Consider the following 22255-nt stretch of genomic DNA (forward strand, 5'->3'; position numbering starts at 1 on the left):
ATGCTGGACGCGAAGACGATTGAGGCCATAGCGGACGAGCTGGTGGAAGCCGGCCGGACCCGCACCCCTGTGTCCCGCCTGACTGCCCGCTACCCGGACATGACGGTAGAGGACTCCTACGCGGTACAGCAGCTCTGGCGGCGCCGCAACGAGGACGCCGGCCGGACCCTGGTGGGGCGCAAAATCGGCCTCACGTCCAAGGCCATGCAGGCCGCCACCGGCATCACCGAACCCGACTACGGCGCCATCTTCGATGACATGGTGCTGGAGACCGGCTGCTCCGTGCAGTGGGACCGCTATACGCATCCGCGGGTGGAGGTGGAACTGGCGTTCGTGCTGAAGGACGGGCTCAAGGGCCCGGGCTGCACCATCTTCGACGTCCTCAACGCCACCGACTACGTGGTTCCGGCCCTCGAAATCCTCGACTCCAGGATCGAGATGGAGGGCCGGACCATCGTGGACACCATTTCCGACAATGCGGCGATGGGCGCGATGGTGGTGGGCGGCCGCCCGGTGCGCCCGGACGCCGTCGACCTCCGCTGGGTCTCCGCCATCCTGTACAAGAACGAGACCGTGGAGGAAACCGGCGTCGCCGCGGGCGTCCTGGACCACCCCGCCAACGGCGTCCACTGGCTGGCCAACAAGATCGCCGCGCACGGGGATTCCATGAAGGCCGGCGACATCATCCTCGCCGGCTCCTTCACCCGCCCGCTGTGGGTCTACAAGGGCGACACCGTCCACGCCGACTACGGACCCCTGGGGACTGTCACATGCCGTTTCGAATAGAAGACACCTTCCGGTCAGTTTTGGATGGCGCCGACCGGCCGCTGGCCGGGATGTGGGTCTGCTCCGGCAGCCCGCTCATCGCCGAACTCTGCGCCGGATCCGGCCTGGACTGGCTCCTGGTCGACGCCGAACACAGCCCCAACGGGCTCGAATCCGTCCTCGCCCAGCTCCAGGCCACCCACGGATACCCGGTCCACACCCTGGTCCGGCCGCCGGTGAACGACACCGTGGTCATCAAGCAGTACCTTGACCTGGGCGTGCAGAACCTGCTCATCCCCATGGTCCACTCCGTGGCCGAGGCCGAAGCCGCGGTGGCCGCCACCCGCTACCCGCCCCACGGGGTGCGCGGCGTCGGCTCCGCGCTGGCCAGGGCCGCCCGGTGGAACCGGGTCCCCGACTACCTCGCCCGGGCATCGGATACCGTCAGCGTCACCGTCCAGATCGAATCCACGGCTGCCGTCGAAGCGGTGGAGGACATCCTGAAGGTCGACGGCGTGGACGCCATCTTCGTCGGGCCCTCCGACCTCGCCGCCTCCATGGGCCTGCTGGGCCAGCAGGAACACCCCGAGGTGCGCGCCGCCGTCGAACACTGCCTCGCCGCCGCCAAAGCGGCCGGCAAACCCGCCGGCGTCAACGCCTTCGCCCCCGCCACCGCCCGCGCCTACCTCGACGCCGGCGCCGCCTTCATCCTGGTGGGCGCCGACGTCGCCCTCCTGGCCCGCGGCTCCGAAGCCCTCGCCGCCGAATACGTCCCCCGCGGGCCTGTGATTGAGCCCGTCGAAACCCCCGCCAGCTACTGACCCACCCAACTGACTCGCAGTTGTTGTCGTTTTGAGGTCCCAAAACGACAACAACTGCGAGTCAGTTGGGCCAGCTCTCACTGAGGAGACTTTCCATGACCACTTCGCCCGTACTCTCCCCTGCCCTCTCGCAGGCCGCCATCTCACCGGAGCGTGAGGCCGCGCTCCTCGCGTCCGTTCCCACCGGCCTGCTCATCAACGGCCAGTGGCGGGACGCGTCCGACGGCGGCACGTTCGACGTGCACGACCCCGCCACCGGGGAGGTACTCGCCACCCTTGCTTCGGCCACCAGCGCGGACGCCGTCGCCGCGCTCGACGCGGCCGACGCCGCCCAGGCTTCCTGGGCCCGCACGGCACCCCGGGTGCGGGCCGAGATCCTGCGCCGCGCCTTCGACCTGGTCACCGAACGCGCCGAAGACTTCGCACTGCTGATGACCCTGGAAATGGGCAAGCCATTGGCCGAAGCCCGCGGCGAAGTCACCTACGGCGCCGAGTTCCTGCGCTGGTTCTCCGAAGAAACCGTCCGCGACTACGGCCGCTACCTCACCACCCCCGAGGGCAAGAACAAGATCCTCGTGCAGCACAAGCCCGTCGGCCCGTGCCTGCTCATCACGCCCTGGAACTTCCCGCTCGCCATGGCCACCCGCAAGGTCGCCCCCGCCATCGGCGCAGGCTGCACCATGGTCCTCAAACCCGCCAAACTCACCCCGCTCACCGCCCAGTACTTCGCGCAGACCATGCTCGACGCCGGCCTGCCCGCCGGGGTCCTCAACGTCGTCCCCTCCGCTTCGGCTTCCGGGGTCTCCGGGCCGCTGCTGGCCGACCCGCGGCTCCGCAAGGTCTCCTTCACCGGCTCCACCCCTGTGGGCAAGCGTCTGATGGCCGACGCCGCGCAAAACGTCCTGCGCACCTCCATGGAACTGGGCGGCAACGCACCGTTCATCGTGTTCGAGGACGCCGACCTGGACAAGGCCGTCGAGGGCGCCATGGCCGCCAAAATGCGGAACATGGGCGAGGCCTGCACCGCAGCCAACCGCTTCCTCGTCCACGAAACCGTAGCCCAGGAGTTCACCCGGAAGTTCGCCGCCGCCATGGGCGCCCTGACCACCGGCCGCGGCACCGAACCGTCCACCCGGGTCGGCCCGCTGATCGACGCCGGCGCCCGCGACGATGTGCACGCCCTGGTCAGTGCCGCCGTCGACGCCGGAGCTACCGCCCTCATCGGCGGGTCCCCCGTGGACGGGCCCGGCTACTTCTACCAGCCCACCGTCCTGGCCGATGTGCCCAACGACGCCGACATCCTCTCCCAGGAAATCTTCGGACCCGTCGCCCCCGTCACCACCTTCACCGATGAGGAAGACGCGATCCGCCTGGCCAACGCCAGCGAATACGGCCTCGCCTCCTACCTCTATAGCCGCGACTTCAACCGCCTCCTGCGCGTGGCCGAACAGATCGAATTCGGCATGGTCGGCTTCAACGCCGGCGTCATCTCCAACGCAGCTGCACCCTTCGGCGGCGTAAAACAGTCCGGACTGGGACGCGAAGGCGGCACCGAAGGCATCGCCGAATACACCACCACGCAGTACATCGGCATCGCAGACCCCTACACCAACTGACACAGCGCCACATCCACACAGCGACGTGTCCCCACAGCAAGGAAAAACATTGAGTACTGTCCAGCAGGGGCAGCGCAGCTCGGCAACGGACCGCCGCGTAGCGTTCGCCACCATCATCGGAACCACCATCGAGTGGTACGACTTCTTCATCTACGCCAACGCCGCGGGCCTGGTCTTCGCGAAACTGTTCTTCGAACCCGCCGGCGCCGATATCGGCATCCTGATTTCCTTCGCCTCGGTGGGACTCAGCTTCCTGTTCCGGCCGCTGGGCGCCTTCCTGGCCGGACACTTCGGGGACCGCCTTGGCCGCCGCGCCATGCTGGTCATCACACTGATCATGATGGGGGCCGCCACCACCCTCATCGGCGTGCTGCCCACCTTCGAGACTGCCGGTGTCGTGGCGCCCATCCTGCTGCTTCTCCTGCGCATCCTGCAGGGCATTTCGGCCGGCGGCGAATGGGGCGGCGCCGTCCTGATGGCTGTCGAACATGCTCCCCGGGGCAAGCGCGGCCTGTTCGGCGCCTTCCCCCAGCTGGGCGTTCCGCTCGGCATGCTGCTGGCGTCCGGCGTGCTGGCCCTGATGTCAGGCGTGGTCTCCCCCGGTGCAGCCTTTGTGCAGTGGGGCTGGCGTATTCCTTTCCTGCTCAGCTTCGTTCTGATCGTGGTGGGCTTCATGGTTCGGCGCAGCGTGGAGGAAAGCCCGGTTTTCGAGGAGATCGCCCAAAAGAAGCAGCAGACCCGCGTCCCGGTTGTCGAACTGTTCAGGAAGCACTGGCTGCTGGTCATCATCGCGGCTCTGGTCTTCGCCGGCAACAACGCCGCGGGCTACATGACAACCGGCGGCTACATCCTCAGCTATGCCGCCAATCCCGCCGGCCTGGCCATGGACCGCACGGAGGTGCTCCTGGCAGTGACCGGCTCGGCCGCCCTGTGGTTCATCTTCACGCTGCTCTCCGGCTACCTGGCAGACGGCATCGGCCGCAAGAAGACATACCTCATCGGCTACGGCTGCCTCATGGTCACGGTGTTCCCGCTGTTCTGGCTGGTGAACACCGGAAACATCTGGGCGCTGTTCCTTGGCCTCGCACTGTTCACGGTCGGGCTCGGCCTGACCTACGGCCCGCAGGCGGCCCTCTACAGCGAGCTGTTCCCCGCCTCCATCAGGTTCTCCGGCGTCGCGATCTCCTACGCTCTCGGCGCCATCATCGGCGGTGCCTTCGCTCCGATGATCGCCACGGCCCTGGTCCAGGCCACCGGGACAACCGCCTCCGTGTCCGTCTACCTGCTCATTGTGGCCCTCGTTTCAACGGCCGCCGTCCTGGTGATCCGGGAACGCAAGGGCATCGACCTGGGCATCAACAACCAGGCCGAGCAGGAGGTGGGCGCCACCGTCTTTGACCGGCGCCGGGCCGCTCCGGCCGCCGGCAAGGCGAACGCCGGCGTCTAGTCTGCGCACGGTCCTGCACCAGTTCGCCCCAAGTCAAGGGTTCTGCACCCAAAGACAAGCCAGCGGCCCGGCGAACGGACAACACTTAGGTATGCCCGCCTCGCCGCCCGGCCGAGCGCACGTTCCTACTCGAAGTGGAGTACCTCTTGGAAACCTACGATGCCCTCCTCGCGTCCATCACCCCCGGCTCCGGCGAGGTTAGCCGGACCATTTTCGACCCCGCCACCGGCGGTGTCGTCGGCGAGGCGCCGGTCCACACCGTCGAAGACCTCGAAACCGCGGTGGCCGCGGCCGTAGCCGCCCAGCCGGCCTGGGCAGCCCTGGGCCACGACGCCCGGTCCGCCGCGCTCCTCAAGGCCGCCGACGCCGTCGAACGCTCCGCCGAGGAACTCGCCCGGCTCCTCTCCCGCGAACAGGGCAAACCCCTCAACGGCGCAGGCGCCCGCTTCGAAGTCGGCGCCTGCGCCGCCTGGCTCCGCGCCACCGCCACCACCGAACTCACCCCCGAAGTCATCGTCGACGACGGCCAAACCTACGCCGAACTCCACTACAAGCCCATCGGCGTCGTCGGCGCCATCGGCCCCTGGAACTGGCCCATGATGATCACCATCTGGCAGATCGCCCCCGCCCTGCGGATGGGCAACGCCGCCGTCGTCAAACCCTCCAAAATGACCCCGCTCTCCGTCCTGGCCCTGATCAAGGTCCTCAACGAAGAACTCCCCGACGGCGTCCTCACCGCCGTCGCCGGCGACCGCGAAGTCGGCGCCCGCCTCGCCGAACACCCCGCCATCGGCAAAATCATGTTCACCGGCTCCACCGCCGCCGGCAAAGCCATCATTCGATCCTCCGCCGATACCGTCAAACGCCTCACCCTCGAACTCGGCGGCAACGACGCCGGCATCGTCCTGCCCGACGCCGACCCCAAAACCATCGCCGCAGACCTCTTCTGGGGCGCCTTCATCAACACCGGCCAAACCTGCGCCGCGCTCAAACGCCTCTACGTCCACGACACCATCTACGACGCCGTCTGCGACGAACTCACCACCGTCGCCAACACCATGCCCATGGGCGTGGGACTGGACGAAAACAACGTCCTCGGCCCGCTCCAAAACAAAGCCCAATACGACATCGTCGCCACCCTCGTCCAAGCCGCGAAGGACTCCGGCGCCCGGATCCTCACCGGCGGCAACCCCGACCCCGACCAGCCCGGCTACTTCTACCCCACCACCCTCGTGGCCGACATCGACAACAACAACCCCCTCGTCACCGAAGAACAATTCGGCCCCGCCCTGCCCATCATCCGCTACACCACCATCGACGAAGCCGTGGAGATGGCGAACGGTCTCGACGTCGGACTCGGCGCCTCCGTCTGGTCCCCCAACCTCCCCGCCGCCCGCGACGTCGCCAACCGCATCCAGGCCGGCACCGTCTGGATCAACAAACACGGCGCCGTCGACCCCCGCATCCCCTTCGGCGGCGCCAAACAATCCGGCTACGGCCTCGAATTCGGCACCGAAGGCCTCAAACACCTCGGCATCCCCCAAATCATCAACGGCTAACCCGACCAACAGAACAGCCCATCCAACAAACCACAAGGGACCGCCGCCGCCAACCGCGACGGCGGCCCTTGTGGTTCCCGGTCCGCGACGGCTCCGGCCATAGACTGAAGCCATGCCCCAGACCGGACTCTCCGCCAGCAGACGCTTCCTTCGCGGCCGGATCAGGACAGGGATGGTCCGGAGCCGGAATTCACTGGTCCCTGCGATCCAGATGACGTTCGGCGCCGTTGGCGCCTATGCCTTCGCCGAGTTCGTCCTCGGCCATACCGGGCCGCTGTTTGCGGCCACGTCCGCCCTGATTGCCCTCGGTTTCTCCCGCGATCTGCGCATGCGCAGGGTGATGGAGGTGGGCCTGGGCTGCACCATCGGCATTGCGGTGGGCGACATGCTGCTCCACTGGCTGGGCGCCGGGATCTGGCAGGCCGCCGTCGTGCTTTTGACCTCCATCCTGCTGGCCCGCTTCCTGGACAGCGGCAACATCTTCACCACGCAACTGGCGCTGCAATCGCTGCTTGTGGTGCTGCTTCCGGCGCCGGCCGGCGGCCCCTTCACCCGCAGCATCGACGCCGTGGTGGGTGGCGTGGTGGCGCTGCTGGTCACCGTCCTGGCGCCCAAGGACCCACGCCGGGAACCGCGCAAGGACGTCCGGAAGCTGCTCCATGAGCTCGCCGAAGTGCTGCGGGAATGCGCCGCAGCACTGGTCGACAGCGACTCCACCCGTGCGTGGCATGCCCTGGTCCGGGGACGGAACAGCCAGCCGCTGGTGGACGCCATGCGGCACTCGCTCCGGGCATCCGGCGAGGTGGCCACGCTGGCGCCCGCCTACCGGCGGCACCGGGACGAGCTGGACCGGCTGGAGCAGTCGCTCGAGTACATCGACCTTGCCCTGCGCAACAGCCGCGTCTTCGCCCGCCGGCTCACCAGTTCCATCAACCACGCCGCCCTGTCGGACGAGGCCACCGAAAACATCGCCGAGGTCCTGCTTGAAACTGCGGCCGCCGTGGACGAACTTTCACTCGGCCTCGCTGAGGTACAGGAGGGTGCCCGGCACGCCCACCTGCGCAGCGCCCGGCAGGACCTCGGCGACATCGCCGGCCGGCTGCATCCCAGGATGCTGAAAGTGCAAAAACTCGAGGGCGAAACCGTCGTGATGCTGTTCCGGCCGCTCATGGTGGACCTGCTCGAAGCCACCGGCATCGATTCCCGCGAGGCGCGCGACCTCCTCCCCCCGCTGTAATGTCACAGCCGCCGGATACTGTGGAGCAATGGCTACAAAGACTTCCCGGGTTTCCAAGGCGCCGGGCTATAAATGCGCGGAATGCGGCTGGACCACGGTCAAATGGGTGGGCCGGTGCGGTGAGTGCCAGGCGTGGGGCACCGTTGAGGAAACCGGCGCCGCGGTAGCGCGTACGACGGCGGCCACCACAGTTCTGGAGCCCGCCCGCCCCATTGCCGAGGTCGACGCCACCGCCGCCGCATACCTGCCCACCGGCGTGGACGAACTGGACCGCGTGCTCGGCGGCGGCGTGGTGCCCGGCGCCGTCATCCTGCTCGCAGGCGAGCCCGGTGTGGGAAAGTCGACGCTGCTGCTGGACGTCGCTGCCAAGTTCGCCCGGACCGGGCAGAGCGTCCTGTACGTAACCGGCGAGGAATCAGCGGCCCAGGTGAAACTGCGGGCGGAGCGGATCAGCGCCATCGCGGACACCCTGTACCTGTCCGCGGAGACCGACCTTGGCCAGGCGCTCGGCCAGGTGGAGAAAGTGGAGCCGAAGCTGCTGGTGGTGGACTCCGTGCAGACGCTCAGCAGCGCGGACGTGGAGGGCAGTTCCGGCGGTGTCTCCCAGGTCCGCGAGGTGGCCGCCTCGATCATTTCCGCGGCGAAGCGCCGGAACATGACCACGCTGCTGGTGGGGCACGTGACCAAGGACGGCTCCATCGCCGGGCCCCGCCTGCTGGAGCACCTGGTGGATGTGGTGTGCCAGTTCGAGGGCGAGCGCCACTCCCGCCTCCGCCTGCTGCGCGCGGTCAAAAACCGTTACGGGCCCACCGACGACGTCGGCTGCTTCGACCTCACCGAGGACGGCATCCTTGGCCTCGCTGATCCCAGCGGGCTGTTCGTCACCCGCACCAAGGAACCCGTATCCGGCACCTGCATCACGGTCACAATGGAGGGCCGCCGGCCGCTCCTGGCCGAGGTGCAGTCCCTGCTTGCCGAGACCCAGAACTCACAGCCGCGACGAGCCACCAGTGGCCTGGACAGTTCGCGGGTGGCCATGCTCATGGCTGTGCTGCAGCAGCGTGCCGGCCGCCAGCTTCAGAAGGACGATTCGTACGTCGCCACGGTGGGCGGCGTAAAGCTCAGTGAGCCAGCCACCGACCTGGCGATCGCGCTGGCGGTGGCATCCGCGAAGGAGAAGAAACCGCTGCCGCAGCGCCTCATCGCCTTCGGTGAAGTGGGCCTGGCCGGCGAAGTGCGTCCCGTGCCGGGAATCAACCAGCGCATCCAGGAGGCCCACCGGCTTGGCTTCACGCACGCCGTCGTTCCCGCCAGCCCCACCGGTCCCGGCCCGGTCCCGGCCGGCTTTTCTGTCAGGGAAGTCGGACACCTGACCGAAGTCCTGGACCTGCTCATCGGCAAACCCTGAGCATCCGTTCACAAGTGGTCCGCACCGTCCCCTGGCGCTTCCAAGGGACGGTGCGGGCTGCTTTTGGGTGGAGTGCCGGGGCTACTTCTTGACTGCCCGGGTGCGGGCCAGGGCCGTGGCGCCCGCGGCGAGGCCAAGCAGACCCGCCACCAGGCCGATCCAGCCGACAGCCTGGCCGCCGTTGGACTCTCCGCCCTCCGTTGCCGAGCCGGCCGGCGCTGCATCCGGCGTCGCCGTTGCGGACCCTGCACCGGACTCGGCCGCGGTGACCACGAACGACGGCGCCGGGTGGTGCTCCTCCGCTTCTGCGGCCGGTGCGGAGGAGGCCGTCGAAGCACCGGAGGAGGAAGTCGCGGACGCGTGGCCGTGTTCAGCCTCGGCAGCGTCGGCCCAGTTCACGGTGGTTCCGTCGGTGTAGCCTTGGGCCGCGGGCAGCATCAGGGTGGTGCCCGCTGCCGGGAGCCGGCCGACGGACAGCGTGAAGGTCTGGAATTCGTTCTGCCCGATCTGGTGGGCGGCATCCGCGGTCCAGATCACGCTGGTCGGCGCCTTGGTGACCGTTGCGCCCGCAACCTCCACGGGCTTGGGCAGGGTGGTGGTGACCACCTGTGCCTTCCAGCCGTCCATCGGCTTCACGGAGACCGAGGTCAGCGGGGTGTCGGTGGGGAGCTTGACCTCCAGCCGGTTGGTCCTGGCCGTCTCGGACTCATTCGGAACGCTGAACGTCAGCTTGGTAAAGCCGCCCTCGGCGGTCGCGGAGGGATCAACCGAGACATGCGCGGAAGCGGCGGAGGCACCGGCGGCAAAGAGACCGGCTGTAAGGCAAGCGGCTGCTGCGGTCTTGAGGGTACGGCGGATGGAGGTGTTCATGGGGGTAGTGCCTTTCAGGAAAATCAGTCAGGGACCCGCGCGCCTTCAAGGCGACACGGGCAGGTAGCTGCACGCCGCCGTCGGACCCTGCCTGGGAAGCGGAACCGTCCTCAAGGGGACGGCCCGCTCTGAAAGGAACCCGTCTAGGCGGCCAAAGGCAGCGGCGGCCCGCGCCGGGCTGGCAGGTGCACGCCGGCGCGCGTCCGCGGGAGGACGGCCGGAGCCGGGAAGGGCGCCAGGACGCGGGCAGGAAGGATAACTGCCGGTTCGTGCCGGCCGAAAAGCGGTTGCAGCCATGAGCCAAGCGTTGCCAGCACCCGTTCCCCGCGGGCCAGCAGGACGGCGGCGCACAGGGTAGCCACGGCGTGCGCAGCGAACATGACGGCGTCCGGTGCCGCAGTGTGGGCACTTCCGGCCGCGGCGGGGCTTAGGAAAGCCGGATCCAACGCTCCCCCCGCGTGGCCCGGGTGGTCGGCATGGCCGGGCATCAGTGCAGCGGACGCCGGCGCGGCGGCACCCGCGCTGCCCAGACCGTCGAAGGCCCAGTGCAGCCAGGATTGGCCGGCACCAAGCAATGCGACCAAGGCAGGGCAGGAGAGCCGGAACCGCGTCAGCGCGGCGACGGGAACCAGTGTCACGGCGAACAGCGCTGCCAGGATGGCCGCTGAGGGAAGCTGGCCGCCGCCCGCAAGGTGCCCGCCGGCGGCAAACCCGATAACGAGGGAACCGATCAGCCCGGTACGGAAAAGCCGGAACGAGGCACGGGGCATCATCAGCGGTCCTTTCCATATGATCGACGGGCTGCGCGGGCGTCACCGCAATTCTACGGGCAGCCCCGGCCGCTGCCCCGGGCCCCATCATTGCGGACCATCATTCCGGACCACCATTCCGGACCACCCTTCCGGGCCGCCCAGAGCACTAACCAACCGGGGCATTACCCAAGGTTTTCCCACGCTGCCGCGCTTACGGTCGGGGTGGCACAGCAGCTCCGGGCCTGATGGAGGGAGGCACCGATGGATCTCCGAGGTCCCCTGCGCCTCTTCCGCGCAGCCCTGGTCACCGCGGTGGCGGTCTCCTTGGCCGTGGCGGGCCACGTGCTGGGTGGCGGGCAGCTTCCGGACACCGGAATACTCGCCGTGGCGGCAGCGTTCCTGCTGGCCCCGGCCGGCTGGCTCGCACGGCGGCAGTTATCGTTCCCCGCCCTGTTCGGTTTGCTCGGCTCCGGCCAGCTCACCCTGCACACGGCCTTCACTGCCTTCTCCCCCGGCGCTTCCTGCCTGCCCCAGCTGCCGCTGCCCCAGTTACAGCTTGCCCAGTTGCCGCTGCCCGGCGGCTTGACGCACGACGGGCACGTGGGCCTGGACTGCACGGCCGCAATGGAATCCATGCCCATGAGTGACGGTGCCAACTCACCCGCCATGCTGGCAGGGCACGTCCTCGCCACGCTGGCTACGGCCTGGCTGATGCGGAGGGGCGAGGCCGCACTGTGGCAGCTCCTGGCGTGGCTCCGCCCGCTGGTCCGGCTCCCCCGGCCCACCGGGTTCATCCCCGCCAGCCACTGCCCTGCGGCCTGGCCAACGGTCTTCGTCGCGGCCCTCCGCCGCAACCTGCGGCACGACACTCTTCGCGGTCCGCCCCGGGCTGCCCTCCCGCGCACCCTTCAGTAAACTCTCCCGCGCATGGCTGGCCAGCCTGCGGAGGGGGTGCCGGGACGCTGCCTGACCATCCATCACCCCCAGCTGCCCCTCGGCACGAGCGCGGCGGCACCCGCGAAAGGCCCTGTCATGACCACCTCAAACACCCGTGCTCTGAAAAGCTCTGCACTGAAAACCCGTGCTCTGAAAACTTCTGCCCTGAAAACCGCCACCGTCGCAGCAGCGGCGGCCGGCCTCATGGCCCTGGGCGTCTGCTCTGCATCCGCCCACGTCCACGTGGACCCGGCCTCAACCTCGGCCGGCGGCTTCTCGCAGCTGACCTTTCGGGTGCCCAACGAGTCCGAAACCGCCAAGACCACCAAGGTCACTGTCACGCTGCCCACGGCAACGCCGTTCACGTCCGTTTCGGTCAAGCCCATGGACGGCTGGACTGCAAAGATCACCGAGGCTGCCCTGCCTGCTCCGGTCACCGTGGAAGGGGCAAAGATCACCAAGGCTGCCGCCACGGTCACCTGGACTGCCGATGCGGCGCATCAGCTTGGGCAGCATGAGTACCAGACGTTCTCCATCTCGGTCGGCCGGCTTCCGGAGGCCGGCACCACCGTGGCCCTGCCGGCTGCACAGACCTACTCCGACGGGACGGTGGTGAACTGGAACCAGCCCGAAACCGCCGGGCAGGCCGAGCCCGAGCACCCGGTTCCGTCGTTCGTCACCACCGCCGGGGCGGATGAGCATGCACATGCGGCGGCTGCCTCGGCGGCTCCCGTTGCAGACACGGCCACTGCGGACACTGCCGCAGACACCGCAGCGGCGTCATCAACCACTCCGGTCACGGCCGCGGACAACACTTTCGGCATTGCCGGTCTCGGCGCAGGCCTGCTGGGCCTGGCCGCAGGGACCGCCGCCCTGCTGCGGACCAGGAAGCGTTAGCGTCAGGCGCGGGTGACCACCAGCGCCGCGCTGTGCCCGCCGAAACCGAAGGCATTGACGAGTCCCGCCGTCGCGGTGCTGCCGCTGACGGTGCCCGTGATGACGTTGAGGTCCACCTCGGGATCAAGGGACGCCACGTTGTAGGTGCCGGGCAGGTCGCCGGTCCGGAGTGCCTGCAGCGTGGCGATCGCGGCCAGCGCGCCTGCTCCGCCGAGCAGGTGACCGGTGAGCGACTTCGTGGAGGTCACCGGCACCTGGTCACCGGCAATGGCCTTGATGGCCTGCGCCTCCAGCCGGTCTCCCACCGGCGTCGAGGTGGCGTGCGCATGCACGAACCCGATGTCCGTTCCGCGGAGGCCGGCGGAGGCGAGGGCCTTCTCCATGACCCGCACCTGCATGTCCGGATCGGCTGCCACGATGTCGTTCGCGTCCGAGGTCACAGCTGCCCCCGCAATGCCGCCCAGCACTTCCGCGCCCCGGGCACGTGCGTAATCCTCGCTTTCCAGGACCACGATCCCCGCACCCTCGGACAGCACGAAGCCGTCGCGGTCCCGGTCGAACGGCCGCGAGGCCCGCTCCGGGTCGTCGTTGCGCGTGGAGAGCGCCCGGATCTGGGAAAAACCGCTGATGATCAGGTCGTTAACGCAGGCATCAACGCCGCCGGCAATCACGACGTCGGCCGCCCCGGACCTGATCATATCGGCACCCTGGGCAATCGCCTCGGCCCCGGACGCACAGGCGCTGACGGGAGTGCGGGCCCCGCCCTTGGCACCGAGGTCGATGGAAACCCACGCGGAGGGCCCGTTCACCATGAGCCGGGTCAGGGTGTGCGGCGAAACCTTGCGCGGGCCGCCTTTGTCCAACTCCCTGACCTGGGCGAGTACGGTGTCCATGCCGCCGTAGGCGGAGCCGATCACGACGGCGAGCCGCTCCGGTTCGACGCCCGGCTTCCCCGCCTGCGCCCAGGCTTCGCGGGAGGCCACGAGCGCCAGCTGCCCGCAGCGGTCCATCCGCTTCAGCTCGCGGGTGCTTAGGAACCCGCCAAGGTCGGCCGTGACCCGCCCGGCGATGCGCACCGGGAGAGCTTCAGCCCAGCCGTCCTCCAGCGCGGCGATGCCCGAGCGCCCGGCCAGCATCGACTCCCAGGTCTCGGCCACAGTCGCCCCGAGCGGGTTCATGGAGCCCATGCCGGTCACGACGACCCTGGCTGCTCCTGGAACACTGGCTGATCCCGGAACAGGTGTTGCTGCAGACGGCTGGTTTGTGGACACGGCGATACCTTGCTTCGTTGGTTGGGAGAGCGTCCGGGAGCTGGCGCCCCGCGGTGGTGCAGCTACTTTGCGGGGTTGTGCGTCCCGATGGGTACCAGCGTGAGGTCGGGGTGGTTCTTCTCGATGCGTCGCAGTGCCCAGACGTCGTTGAAGAGGGCCAGGTATTCGCCGTCGGACCGCAGCAGCACCTCGGCGCCGGGCACGTTGGCCAGCGCCGGCATGGCGTCCGCCGTCGAGATCCTGGCCATGGAGTACGGGAGGCGTTCCAGGCGCATGGGCGCGCTGAAGTCGTGCGCCATGCGGTCCTCCACCACTTCGAACTGCATGGGTCCGACGGCGGCAAGCACGGGCGCCTGGTCGCCGCGGACATCGGAGCGGAGCACCTGGATGACGCCCTCGTGCTCGAGCTGCTCGATGCCGCGGCGGAACTGCTTGAAGCGGCTGGGGTCCTTGGAACGGGCAACCTGGAAGTGCTCGGGGGCGAACAGCGGGATGGCCGGGAACTCCACGGTTTCCTCGAGGAACAGGCTGTCCCCCACGCGCAGCGAGGACGCGTTGACCAGGCCCACGACGTCGCCCGGGTAGGCCTCGTCGATGACCTCGCGTTCGCGGCCGAAAACCTGCTGCGCGTACTTCGTGGCGAACGATTTTCCGGTCCGGGTCTGGGTGACCACCATGCCGCGCTCGAACACCCCGGAGCAGACGCGGATGAAGGCGACGTGGTCGCGGTGGGCTTTGTTCATGCCTGCCTGGACCTTGAAGACAAAGCCGGAGAACGGGGACTCGACGGCCCGCGGGGTGCCCTCGATGTCCGGCCTGGGTGCGGCCGGCGGGGCGAAGTCCACCAGGGCGTCCAGGAGTTCCTTGACGCCGAAGTTCAGCGCCGCGGAGCTGAACAGGATGGGGGTGGCCTTGCCGGCGTGGAAGCTCTCGACGTCGAAGGCGAGGTTGGACTCGATGACCAGGCCCGCCTCGTCCACGGCGTCCGTCCAGTTTCCGCCCTGGCTTTCAGCGGCCTCGTCGGGCGTGAAGTATTCGGTGAGGGCGATGCTGGCGCCGGCGTTGTTCCGCTGGAAGCGGGCGAACCTGTCGTTGCGCAGGTCCCAGACGCCGCGGAAGTCACCGGAGATGCCCACGGCCCAGGTCAGGGGCATGGGCTGCAGCCCGGTGCGCTCCGTGATCTCGTCCATGAGGGCCAGCGCGTCCAGGCCGGGGCGGTCCCACTTGTTGATGACGGTGATGATGGGGAGGTTCCGCTGCCTGCAGACCTCGAACAGCTTCATGGTCTGCGTCTCAAGGCCCTTGGCCGCGTCCACCAGCATCACGGCGCAGTCGACGGCGGCGAGCACCCGGTAGGTGTCCTCGGAGAAATCGGCGTGGCCGGGGGTGTCCAGCAGGTTGATCACGGTGTCCCGGTAGGAGAACTGCAGGGCGGCCGAGCTGATTGAAATGCCGCGGTCCTTCTCCATCTGCATCCAGTCCGAGACCGTCTCCTTGCGGTTGGCCTTGCCACTGGACGCGCCGGCGGTGCCGATCACCTTGGCGTGCAGCGCCAGGGCCTCGGTGAGCGTGGACTTGCCGGCGTCCGGGTGGGAGATAACTGCGAACGTCCGGCGCCGCGAGGCCTGCTTGTGGATCTCGTGCACTCGGGCGGGGCTCTGCACTTCTTGGGACACGGTGCTACTTTCACTGCGATCCGCGGGGGATCCTGGTTGAGGAATGTGGCGGCGGAACCTGCCAGCCAAGGCTCCAAGTTTATCGCAGGGCCGGAATCCGCACCCAAGGCGGCCCAAAAGTGCCCCTCAGCCAACCGTCGTCGGACGCACTCCGGATGCCCGTTCCGCAGGCCGCTGACGGGGCACTTTAAGGCTTGCCCGTGCGGTTGCTGGGGTAATGTACCCCTAGGATGGTGCATGCGGGAAACCGACTACTTTTGATCCTGCCGGCGGACTAGTGAAAACCGGCAAACCTGCAGGCCCCGCCTGCACCTTTGAAGGGAATATCTATGGCTCGCAGCCCTGAAGAATCGCTCAAGGCGACTTTGGGGAGGGTGGCCCCGGGGACCGCACTGCGGGACGGCCTGGAACGCATTCTCCGCGGACGCACCGGCGCGCTGATCGTGCTGGGCTCTGACCGGACCATCGACTCCATCTGTTCGGGCGGCTTCGACATCGGCATCGACTTCTCACCCACCCGGCTCCGCGAACTGGCCAAGATGGACGGCGCCATCATCTGCGACAGGGACGCCGGAAACATCCTCCGGGCGGCCGTCCAGCTCGTGCCGGACCCCAGCATCGAAACCCAGGAATCCGGCACCCGGCATCGGACCGCCGAACGCGTAGCCATCCAGACCGGCGTGCCCGTGATCTCGGTGAGCCAGTCCATGCAGATCATCGCCCTGTACGTCAACGGGCTGCGGCATGTGCTCGAGGGCTCCGAAAAGGTCCTTGCCCGCGCCAACCAGGCCCTGGCCACGCTGGAACGGTACCGTTCCCGCCTGGACCAGGTGACCAGCTCACTGTCCGCCCTGGAAATCGAGGCTATGGTGACCGTCCGCGATGTGGCGGTGACCCTGCAGCGCCAGGAGATGGTGCGCCGGATCTCCGAGGAGATCTCGCAGTACGTGCTGGAGCTGGGCGAGGACGGCAGGCTCCTGTCCCTCCAGCTGGACGAGCTCACCGTGGGCCGCGGTCCGGGCAGCGACATCATCATCCGTGACTACGCGGGGCCGAACGCTTCCCCGGAGGACATCGACGGCGCGGTCAGCGCGCTCCTCAACCTTGGCCCCACCGAACTGATCGACCTCAGCAAGATCGCCGGAATCATCGGGTTTGCCGGCGGCGTGGACACCCTCGACGCCGTGGTGCAGCCGCGGGGGTACCGGCTCCTTTCAGGGCTCAAGGCAGTTCCCAAGGCCGTCGCGGACAGGCTGGTGGACCACTTCGGCGGACTGCAGCACCTCATGGCCGCGACCATCGACGACCTGATGACGGTGGACGGCATCGGCGACCAGCGCGCCCGCACGGTCCGCGAGGGCCTCAGCCGGATGGCCGAAGCCAGCCTGCTGGACAGGTTCCTGTAAATCCCGTCGATTGCTCCTCCCCAACCGGCACCCTCGCCTCGCAAGCTCGGCCAGGGAACCCTGCCGGCGTGGGCCCAGCCCTTTTGGGCACCCAATAGGGCCGTTACGGAGCAACCGATCGGGCTGGACCGTCAGCTGAGCTGGAAGACCGTCGGCGGGCTGACCTTCGCACCAAGCTTCGCGATGAATACGTAATAGCCGCCGCCGGCAACCGCGCCCTCCGGCACCTTCTCGCAACCCTGCACGGAACGGTTGCGCGGCCACGGGAAGTTCGCGGTTTCACTCTTGCCGGGCGCGACGGTTTTGACCAGATCCGTGCTGGCGGCCTGGCAGTCGGCGGATGAGAAAACCCGGTCCGAGCCGCTGGTGACCAGGAAGTCCATCTGCGACGTGCCGATGTTCACCTTGCACGGCAGCTTTCCGCCGTTGGTGACCGTGAGGCTCAGCACCGGCTTTTCATCCGCGGCGTAGGACGTCTTGTTTGTGGTCGCCTTGACCGTGACCAGCTTCTGGTCGCAGGTGGGCGACGCGGAGGGGGTTGCCGAGGGGCTGGCCGACGGCGTGGCGCCAGTCTGGGCGGCGCCCTCCGCGGAAGCATCCTGGGTGGAGTCCTGGGCCGACGAGGCCTGCTGGGCGCCACCGAGGAGGCTGGTCAGGGTCGCGACACCGCCGGCGATCAGGCACAGGACCAGCAGCAGCGCCACTCCGGCAAAGAGCCGGCGACGGCGGTACACGGCGGGGCTAGGTTTGCGCCCCGCGCGGGGCGCCGTTTTCCCGGTTGCCGATTTCTGTGCCGCCGTTTTTGGTGACCGGTTCCGGCCCGCGCCGGAGTTCGGAGTGTCTTGCCTGCCCATCCTCCTAGGCTAAGGAACGGCCGGGTTTCTGGCGCACCACCACGCCGCCCCAGCCCCACCATGTCCAATTCGTGACGTAAATTCGGGTGACAACTGTCAGCACGCTTACTAAAATTGAATCCCGGTTACCACTTACCGGGCCGAGTTGGAGAGGACCACTGATGGTAGATCACGTGTCTGGCGGTCACCTCGAACGCGTCCTTCTGCCGCTGACGTTTGGCAAACATCAGAGCCAGGGGACTGAGTTCACGGTGCTTGCGGTTGAGATCTGGGACACCGGAATCGTGGTGAACCTGCATCTCGCCTCAGTCAATGACGACGAGCCGCAAACCCCCGAAATCGTTATCCATGACCACTTTGGCACAAAGTACAAGCTGGATGAGGTGGCCACCGTCGGCTCCCGCCAGCTGCAGTTCTTTGCGCCCTCTATACCGGAAGGAACGCGCAGCCTGACCATCCGCGCGGTGGAGGATCCGAACAGTGCCAGCTTCGTGGTTGCCCTTGCTGTTCCGGCGCCCAACGGCCGCGGAGGGGAAACCCTGCACGGCCATGTCAGGCGGCTGCCCGGACGGCGGGAGGGCCTGCCTCCCGTGGAGCAGGAGGCAAGCTGAGGGCGCCCGGCCGGGAACCGCCGTCGGGGTTTTCAACTAGAGTGTTGGCATCAAAACCACAACCGATTACTCCGAGTTAACCGACGTCCACTCCACGCTGGAGGACTGGTTCGAGGCCGAGGCCCGCGACCTGCCGTGGCGCTCGGCCGACTGCCCGCCCTGGGGCGTGCTGGTCAGTGAGATCATGCTGCAGCAGACCCCGGTGGTCCGCGTGCTGCCGGTCTGGGAAGAGTGGCTGCGCCGGTGGCCGGAGCCTGCCTCGCTGGCCCGGGAGGCCGCGGGTGAGGCGGTCCGTGCCTGGGGCCGGCTGGGTTATCCGCGGCGGGCGCTCAGGCTGCATGGCGCGGCCGTCGCGATCGAACGCGACCACGGCGGCGAGGTCCCGTCGGACTACGCCGAGCTGCTCGGCCTGCCGGGCGTGGGCAGCTACACAGCGGCCGCCGTCGCCGCCTTTGCCTATGGGCGCCGCGAGACGGTGGTGGATACCAACATCCGGCGCGTCCACGCCCGCCTCTTTTCCGGCGCCGCCCTGCCCGCGCCCGCGCTGACGGCCGCGGAGATGCGGCTCGCCGCGGAACTGCTGCCGTCCGACGCCGGCGGTTCTGTCCGCTGGAACGCTTCGGTCATGGAGCTGGGGGCGCTGGTGTGCACGGCGCGGGCGCCGAAGTGCGCGGCGTGCCCGGTACGCGACCGGTGCGCCTGGCTCGCCGCCGGCGAGCCGCCGCCGTCGTACACGCCCAAGGGCCAGGCGTGGCACGGCACAGACCGCCAGGTCCGCGGCGGCGTGATGGCCGTACTCCGGCTGGCCGACGCGCCGGTGCCGGCGGAGATGTTCCAGCAGGCCCCGGCCGACCTCGGGTTCGAAGCCGCCGGCATCGGAGTCCCGCTTGCTGCCCTGCACCGGCTGAACTGCGCGCCGGAGCAGCTGGAACGGGCGCTGGCGGGCCTCCTGGCGGACGGTCTGGCCGAACTTCACCAGGGCGGCTACCGGCTGCCCTCCTGACCTTCGGGACACCGCCCGCCCTGCGGTCTTTTGGTCTCAATTCGGCACCCACCGCGGCGACCCGGATAACGATGAGGGCGCCAGTTTGTGCCGGCCGGTTCCGCCGCCGAAGTGCGGATTTACCCTGAAGTATGGGCAAGGCAGGGGTACTTTTGGCCACAATCACGACGACGGCGCTCATCTCGGGCTGCCATGCTTTCGAGACGGCGTGCCCGGCGATCGGGCAGGTGCCCGGAGTCGCCGTCACGGTGGCGGCCGGCTACTCGCCCGACGTGAAAACGCTGCACCTGAGAGCCTGCCAGGACGGCAGATGCCAGGAGGGAACCCTCCACCTCGTGCCGGGTTCCATAGCAGTAGACCAAGGCTGCGCCGATGATTCCAGGCCCGACGGCGCGTGCTCCGCGACGGCCAAGCCGGACGGCACCCTGCGCGGAATGCTGGAGCTGGACGCCCTGGGCGACTCCCCCATCGTCGTCACGGCAAGGGGCTCGAACACCACCGGCAAGCCGATGCCCACGCGCACTCTGCGCTTCGATCCCAAGGCCAGCTACCCGTTCGGCGAGCAGTGCGGACGGTTTGTCTCCGCCTCCGTTGTACTGGACGCTGCGGGCCTCAGGCAGGACAGGTAGCCGGCTTGAGACTGCCTGGCCTGCCCAGCCCGGCCTGCCCCTCAGGGTTCCCCGAAACCGTCCCTGACCAGGCCCGCCACGTACGCCACGGCGCGCTCGGCGTCGGGGCCGTACGCTTCCACGTGCAGGACCGATCCCTTGCCTGCGCCCAGCGTCATCAGCCCCGTCATGGAGGCGCCGTCCACCCCGTTCACGGTCACGTCCGCATCCAGTGCCGAGAGGCCGCCGGCTATCTTGGCTGCCGGCCGGGCATGCATGCCTGCAAGGTTGACGAGCGCGAAATCGCCGCTGGCATCCGGGGCCGCCGGAAAGTCAGACTCTCCCGTCGCCGGACCGGAGGCAGCCCGGCCGGAGGCAGCCGGGCCGCCACCGGCCTGGACGCCTGCCGTTTGGACCCCTGCGGCGAGGTGGTCCTCAGCCTTGGGACGGGACGCGGGATAGCCGTGCGTGGCCTCGGCGGCGCGCCGGACGGCATGAACGCTGGCACCGCCCTGGGCCGCCACCGCGGCCGCCACGAGGCCCTCCACAATCGGGGCGTCGGCGAGAAGCACCGGGGTGCCGCCCTCGGCGAACTCCATGGCTGACTCCGCCGTCATCACGGCCGACCCCAGATCGGTCAGCACCACCACGCCGTCGGCGCCAGCAGCAGTTTCCAGTGCCGCCAGCACCTTTTCCATGCTGGTGCCGATCCGGCCGTCAGAGGTTCCACCGGCGGGAACCATGATCACATCCGGCGCCATCTGGGCCGCGAGTTCCACGGCGCCGTCGGCAATCTTGTCACTGTGCGAAACCACCACGATCCGCACCGTCATGCGGCGGCTCCCGCAGCGGCGCGGAGAATGAGGGCACTCGACGCCGCACCGGGGTCCCGGTGGCCGGCGCTTCGCTCCCCGAGGTAGCTGGCCCTGCCCTTGCGCGCCACCAGCGGATCAGTTGCCACGGCGCCCGCCTCGGCTGCCTCCGCCGCGGCGATGAGCACTGCGAGCGTGTCGCCGTCGGCCGCGGCTGCTGCCGCCGCGTCAGCTGCCGGGGTCCAGGCATCAACCATCGTCTTGTCGCCCGACTCGGCCTTCCCCCGGGCCACGATGCCGTCCCGCGCCGCCGTGAGCGCGGCGGCGAGCGCCGCGGCGTCCACATTCGCGGCATCACCCAGGCTGGTCGCGGCCCGCAGGAACGCCGTGCCGTAGAGCGGCCCGGCGGCCCCGCCAACCTTCGACATCAGTGCCATGGCCGTCAGCTTGAGTGCTGCACCGGGGGTATCGGGAGGGTTTTCGGCCAGCTTGTCGAGGACCGCCTGGAAGCCGCGGTCCATGTTTTCGCCGTGGTCAGAGTCGCCAATGGCCCTGTCCAGCTCGATGAGTTCCACCCTGTGTTCTGCCATCGCCTGGGCGGACAGCGTCAGCCACTTGACGGCCCAGGTCACGTCCAGCCCCACTGCTACACGCCCCATCGCAGGGCGGGCGTGTGCACGGGCGCATCCCAGAGGGCAGTCATCTCGTCGTCAAGCCGCAGCACAGAGATGGAGCAGCCCTGCATCTCGAGGGACGTGATGTAGTTCCCAACAAGGGAACGCTCCACCGTGAGGCCCCGCTCCGAAAGGATCTGGGCGGCACGGCGGTAGACGATGTAAAGCTCGCTCAGCGGAGTGCCGCCCATGCCGTTGACGAACAGAAGCACCTTCTCCCCCGATGCTGTTCCGAGGTCGCTGAGAATCGGTTCCAGCAGGCGGTTGGTGATGCCGTCGGCGTTTTCCATGGCGATCTTGTGCCGGCCCGGCTCCCCGTGGATGCCGATGCCGATTTCGATCTCGTTGTCCTCGAGGTCAAAGCTCGGCGAACCGGCATGGGGCACCGTGCAGGCCGTGAGTGCGACGCCCATGGTCCGCACATTCTGGTTCACCCGGTCGCCGATGGCCGCCACCGCGTCAAGGCCGTCGCCGCGCTCTGCCGCAGCCCCGGCGATCTTCTCCACCAGCACGGTGCCACCCACCCCCCTGCGGCCTGCCGTGTACAGCGAATCCTCCACTGCGACGTCGTCGTTGACGAGCACGGTGCGGACTTCCACACCCTCGGCCTGGGCCATCTCGGCCGCCGTCTCGAAGTTCAGGACGTCGCCGGTGTAGTTCTTGACGATGTGGACAACGCCTGCGCCGGAGTTCACTGCGAGCGTGGCCGGGATGATCTGGTCGGGTGTCGGTGAGGTAAACACGGCGCCGGGCACAGCGGCGTCGAGCATGCCACGTCCCACAAAGCCGGCGTGGAGCGGTTCATGCCCGCTGCCGCCGCCGGACACCAGGCCGACCTTGCCGGCAACGGGGGCATCCTTGCGGGTGACGTACTTCGGGTCGGCGCTGACGGCCACTAGGTCTGCATGGGCAAGACCGAATCCTTCCACGGATTCATCGACAACAGCGCGGGGATCATTAATGAGCTTTTTCACGGCCGGCTCCTGGGCTCTCGGTGCTTCATTGACATCGGTCAGGATGTGCTTTGACCCT

General features: G+C 68.5%; 21 protein-coding genes. 13 read left to right on the forward strand and 8 right to left on the reverse strand.

The genetic code is table 11. The features are described from left to right. The 7 genes from hpaH (at window position 1) to radA (ending at window position 8853) form a co-directional block, all read left to right on the forward strand. Complete coding sequence (hpaH, locus tag ACFRAU_RS01115; protein ID WP_377998447.1) at window positions 1-786, forward strand: 2-oxo-hept-4-ene-1,7-dioate hydratase; 786 nt, start codon at window positions 1-3, stop codon at window positions 784-786. After that, window positions 771-1586, forward strand: coding sequence for an HpcH/HpaI aldolase/citrate lyase family protein (locus ACFRAU_RS01120; protein WP_377998448.1), 816 nt, complete (start codon window positions 771-773; stop codon window positions 1584-1586). Before hpaH ends, ACFRAU_RS01120 begins: the two co-directional genes overlap by 16 nt. 95 nt (window positions 1587-1681) lie before the next feature. Beyond that, window positions 1682-3202 (forward strand): NAD-dependent succinate-semialdehyde dehydrogenase, encoded by a 1521-nt coding sequence (locus tag ACFRAU_RS01125; RefSeq protein WP_377998449.1) that lies wholly within the window; start codon window positions 1682-1684, stop codon window positions 3200-3202. Window positions 3203-3251: 49 nt separating this feature from the next. Continuing rightward, window positions 3252-4649 (forward strand): MFS transporter, encoded by a 1398-nt coding sequence (locus ACFRAU_RS01130; RefSeq protein WP_377998450.1) that lies wholly within the window; start codon window positions 3252-3254, stop codon window positions 4647-4649. A gap of 146 nt (window positions 4650-4795) precedes the next feature. Next, entirely contained in the window at window positions 4796-6208 is a 1413-nt protein-coding gene (locus tag ACFRAU_RS01135; RefSeq protein ID WP_377998451.1) for an aldehyde dehydrogenase family protein, read from the forward strand. A 112-nt stretch (window positions 6209-6320) separates the two neighbouring features. Next, window positions 6321-7445: an aromatic acid exporter family protein gene (locus ACFRAU_RS01140; protein ID WP_377998452.1), complete on the forward strand. Its 1125-nt coding sequence runs from the start codon at window positions 6321-6323 to the stop codon at window positions 7443-7445. Window positions 7446-7473: 28 nt separating this feature from the next. Further along, a complete protein-coding gene (radA, locus tag ACFRAU_RS01145; RefSeq protein ID WP_377998453.1) occupies window positions 7474-8853 on the forward strand; it encodes a DNA repair protein RadA in 1380 nt (459 codons plus the stop codon). Window positions 8854-8934: 81 nt separating this feature from the next. Here the strand turns inward: radA and ACFRAU_RS01150 are convergent, their stop codons facing one another. Together ACFRAU_RS01150 and ACFRAU_RS01155 are read right to left on the reverse strand one after the other, a co-directional pair. After that, on the reverse strand, window positions 8935-9723 hold the full coding sequence (locus ACFRAU_RS01150) for a YcnI family protein (RefSeq protein ID WP_377996556.1): 789 nt from the start codon (window positions 9721-9723) through the stop codon (window positions 8935-8937). Between the two features lie 143 nt (window positions 9724-9866). Next, window positions 9867-10496 (reverse strand): hypothetical protein, encoded by a 630-nt coding sequence (locus tag ACFRAU_RS01155; protein WP_377998454.1) that lies wholly within the window; start codon window positions 10494-10496, stop codon window positions 9867-9869. A gap of 240 nt (window positions 10497-10736) precedes the next feature. Here ACFRAU_RS01155 and ACFRAU_RS01160 point away from each other — a divergent pair, with 240 nt between their 5' ends. Both ACFRAU_RS01160 and ACFRAU_RS01165 read left to right on the forward strand, forming a co-directional pair. Then, entirely contained in the window at window positions 10737-11390 is a 654-nt protein-coding gene (locus ACFRAU_RS01160) for a hypothetical protein (protein WP_377998455.1), read from the forward strand. 117 nt (window positions 11391-11507) lie between these two features. Then, window positions 11508-12308 (forward strand): YcnI family protein, encoded by an 801-nt coding sequence (locus ACFRAU_RS01165; protein ID WP_377998456.1) that lies wholly within the window; start codon window positions 11508-11510, stop codon window positions 12306-12308. A 2-nt stretch (window positions 12309-12310) separates the two neighbouring features. Here ACFRAU_RS01165 and ACFRAU_RS01170 read toward each other — a convergent pair whose 3' ends face one another. Both ACFRAU_RS01170 and ACFRAU_RS01175 read right to left on the reverse strand, forming a co-directional pair. Next, the gene (locus tag ACFRAU_RS01170; protein ID WP_377998579.1) at window positions 12311-13495 is read right to left on the reverse strand and encodes a beta-ketoacyl-[acyl-carrier-protein] synthase family protein; all 1185 of its coding nucleotides are present in this window, start codon (window positions 13493-13495) and stop codon (window positions 12311-12313) included. Window positions 13496-13641: 146 nt separating this feature from the next. Then, complete coding sequence (locus ACFRAU_RS01175; protein WP_377998457.1) at window positions 13642-15255, reverse strand: peptide chain release factor 3; 1614 nt, start codon at window positions 15253-15255, stop codon at window positions 13642-13644. A gap of 329 nt (window positions 15256-15584) precedes the next feature. Here ACFRAU_RS01175 and disA point away from each other — a divergent pair, with 329 nt between their 5' ends. After that, window positions 15585-16661, forward strand: a complete 1077-nt coding sequence (disA, locus tag ACFRAU_RS01180; protein ID WP_306920444.1) for a DNA integrity scanning diadenylate cyclase DisA — start codon at window positions 15585-15587, stop codon at window positions 16659-16661. 131 nt (window positions 16662-16792) lie between these two features. Here the strand turns inward: disA and ACFRAU_RS01185 are convergent, their stop codons facing one another. Then, a complete protein-coding gene (locus tag ACFRAU_RS01185) occupies window positions 16793-17515 on the reverse strand; it encodes a hypothetical protein (RefSeq protein ID WP_377998458.1) in 723 nt (240 codons plus the stop codon). 161 nt (window positions 17516-17676) lie between these two features. Here ACFRAU_RS01185 and ACFRAU_RS01190 point away from each other — a divergent pair, with 161 nt between their 5' ends. The 3 genes from ACFRAU_RS01190 (at window position 17677) to ACFRAU_RS01200 (ending at window position 19758) form a co-directional block, all read left to right on the forward strand. Continuing rightward, window positions 17677-18126: a hypothetical protein gene (locus ACFRAU_RS01190; RefSeq protein WP_377996566.1), complete on the forward strand. Its 450-nt coding sequence runs from the start codon at window positions 17677-17679 to the stop codon at window positions 18124-18126. 184 nt (window positions 18127-18310) lie between these two features. Then, window positions 18311-19129: an A/G-specific adenine glycosylase gene (locus ACFRAU_RS01195; RefSeq protein WP_377998459.1), complete on the forward strand. Its 819-nt coding sequence runs from the start codon at window positions 18311-18313 to the stop codon at window positions 19127-19129. 152 nt (window positions 19130-19281) lie between these two features. Further along, entirely contained in the window at window positions 19282-19758 is a 477-nt protein-coding gene (locus tag ACFRAU_RS01200; protein ID WP_377998460.1) for a hypothetical protein, read from the forward strand. 41 nt (window positions 19759-19799) lie between these two features. Here ACFRAU_RS01200 and dhaM read toward each other — a convergent pair whose 3' ends face one another. The 3 genes from dhaM to dhaK are packed head-to-tail and all read right to left on the reverse strand — an operon-like array spanning window position 19800 to window position 22197. Next, window positions 19800-20570 (reverse strand): dihydroxyacetone kinase phosphoryl donor subunit DhaM, encoded by a 771-nt coding sequence (gene dhaM / locus ACFRAU_RS01205; RefSeq protein ID WP_377998461.1) that lies wholly within the window; start codon window positions 20568-20570, stop codon window positions 19800-19802. Then, complete coding sequence (gene dhaL, locus ACFRAU_RS01210) at window positions 20567-21193, reverse strand: dihydroxyacetone kinase subunit DhaL (protein ID WP_377996608.1); 627 nt, start codon at window positions 21191-21193, stop codon at window positions 20567-20569. Before dhaL ends, dhaM begins: the two co-directional genes overlap by 4 nt. 2 nt (window positions 21194-21195) lie before the next feature. Then, window positions 21196-22197, reverse strand: coding sequence for a dihydroxyacetone kinase subunit DhaK (dhaK, locus tag ACFRAU_RS01215; RefSeq protein ID WP_377998462.1), 1002 nt, complete (start codon window positions 22195-22197; stop codon window positions 21196-21198). Window positions 22198-22255: the final 58 nt, after the last annotated feature.

The sequence above is a fragment of the Arthrobacter sp. NPDC056691 genome, assembly GCF_042791415.1.
Classification (GTDB): Bacteria; Actinomycetota; Actinomycetes; order Actinomycetales; family Micrococcaceae; genus Arthrobacter.

Excerpts from the sequence above, each read along its gene's own strand:
- ACFRAU_RS01190 (WP_377996566.1), top strand. The coding sequence starts at position 17,677 with ATGGTAGATCACGTGTCTGGCGGTCACCTCGAACGCGTCCTTCTGCCG.
- ACFRAU_RS01185 (WP_377998458.1), bottom strand. The coding sequence starts at position 17,515 with ATGGGCAGGCAAGACACTCCGAACTCCGGCGCGGGCCGGAACCGGTCA.
- radA (WP_377998453.1), top strand. The coding sequence starts at position 7,474 with ATGGCTACAAAGACTTCCCGGGTTTCCAAGGCGCCGGGCTATAAATGC.
- ACFRAU_RS01155 (WP_377998454.1), bottom strand. The coding sequence starts at position 10,496 with ATGATGCCCCGTGCCTCGTTCCGGCTTTTCCGTACCGGGCTGATCGGT.
- ACFRAU_RS01160 (WP_377998455.1), top strand. The coding sequence starts at position 10,737 with ATGGATCTCCGAGGTCCCCTGCGCCTCTTCCGCGCAGCCCTGGTCACC.
- ACFRAU_RS01125 (WP_377998449.1), top strand. The coding sequence starts at position 1,682 with ATGACCACTTCGCCCGTACTCTCCCCTGCCCTCTCGCAGGCCGCCATC.
- disA (WP_306920444.1), top strand. The coding sequence starts at position 15,585 with ATGGCTCGCAGCCCTGAAGAATCGCTCAAGGCGACTTTGGGGAGGGTG.
- ACFRAU_RS01140 (WP_377998452.1), top strand. The coding sequence starts at position 6,321 with ATGCCCCAGACCGGACTCTCCGCCAGCAGACGCTTCCTTCGCGGCCGG.
- hpaH (WP_377998447.1), top strand. The coding sequence starts at position 1 with ATGCTGGACGCGAAGACGATTGAGGCCATAGCGGACGAGCTGGTGGAA.
- ACFRAU_RS01195 (WP_377998459.1), top strand. The coding sequence starts at position 18,311 with ATGCTGCAGCAGACCCCGGTGGTCCGCGTGCTGCCGGTCTGGGAAGAG.
- ACFRAU_RS01150 (WP_377996556.1), bottom strand. The coding sequence starts at position 9,723 with ATGAACACCTCCATCCGCCGTACCCTCAAGACCGCAGCAGCCGCTTGC.
- ACFRAU_RS01170 (WP_377998579.1), bottom strand. The coding sequence starts at position 13,495 with ATGGGCTCCATGAACCCGCTCGGGGCGACTGTGGCCGAGACCTGGGAG.
- dhaM (WP_377998461.1), bottom strand. The coding sequence starts at position 20,570 with ATGACGGTGCGGATCGTGGTGGTTTCGCACAGTGACAAGATTGCCGAC.
- ACFRAU_RS01165 (WP_377998456.1), top strand. The coding sequence starts at position 11,508 with ATGACCACCTCAAACACCCGTGCTCTGAAAAGCTCTGCACTGAAAACC.
- ACFRAU_RS01120 (WP_377998448.1), top strand. The coding sequence starts at position 771 with ATGCCGTTTCGAATAGAAGACACCTTCCGGTCAGTTTTGGATGGCGCC.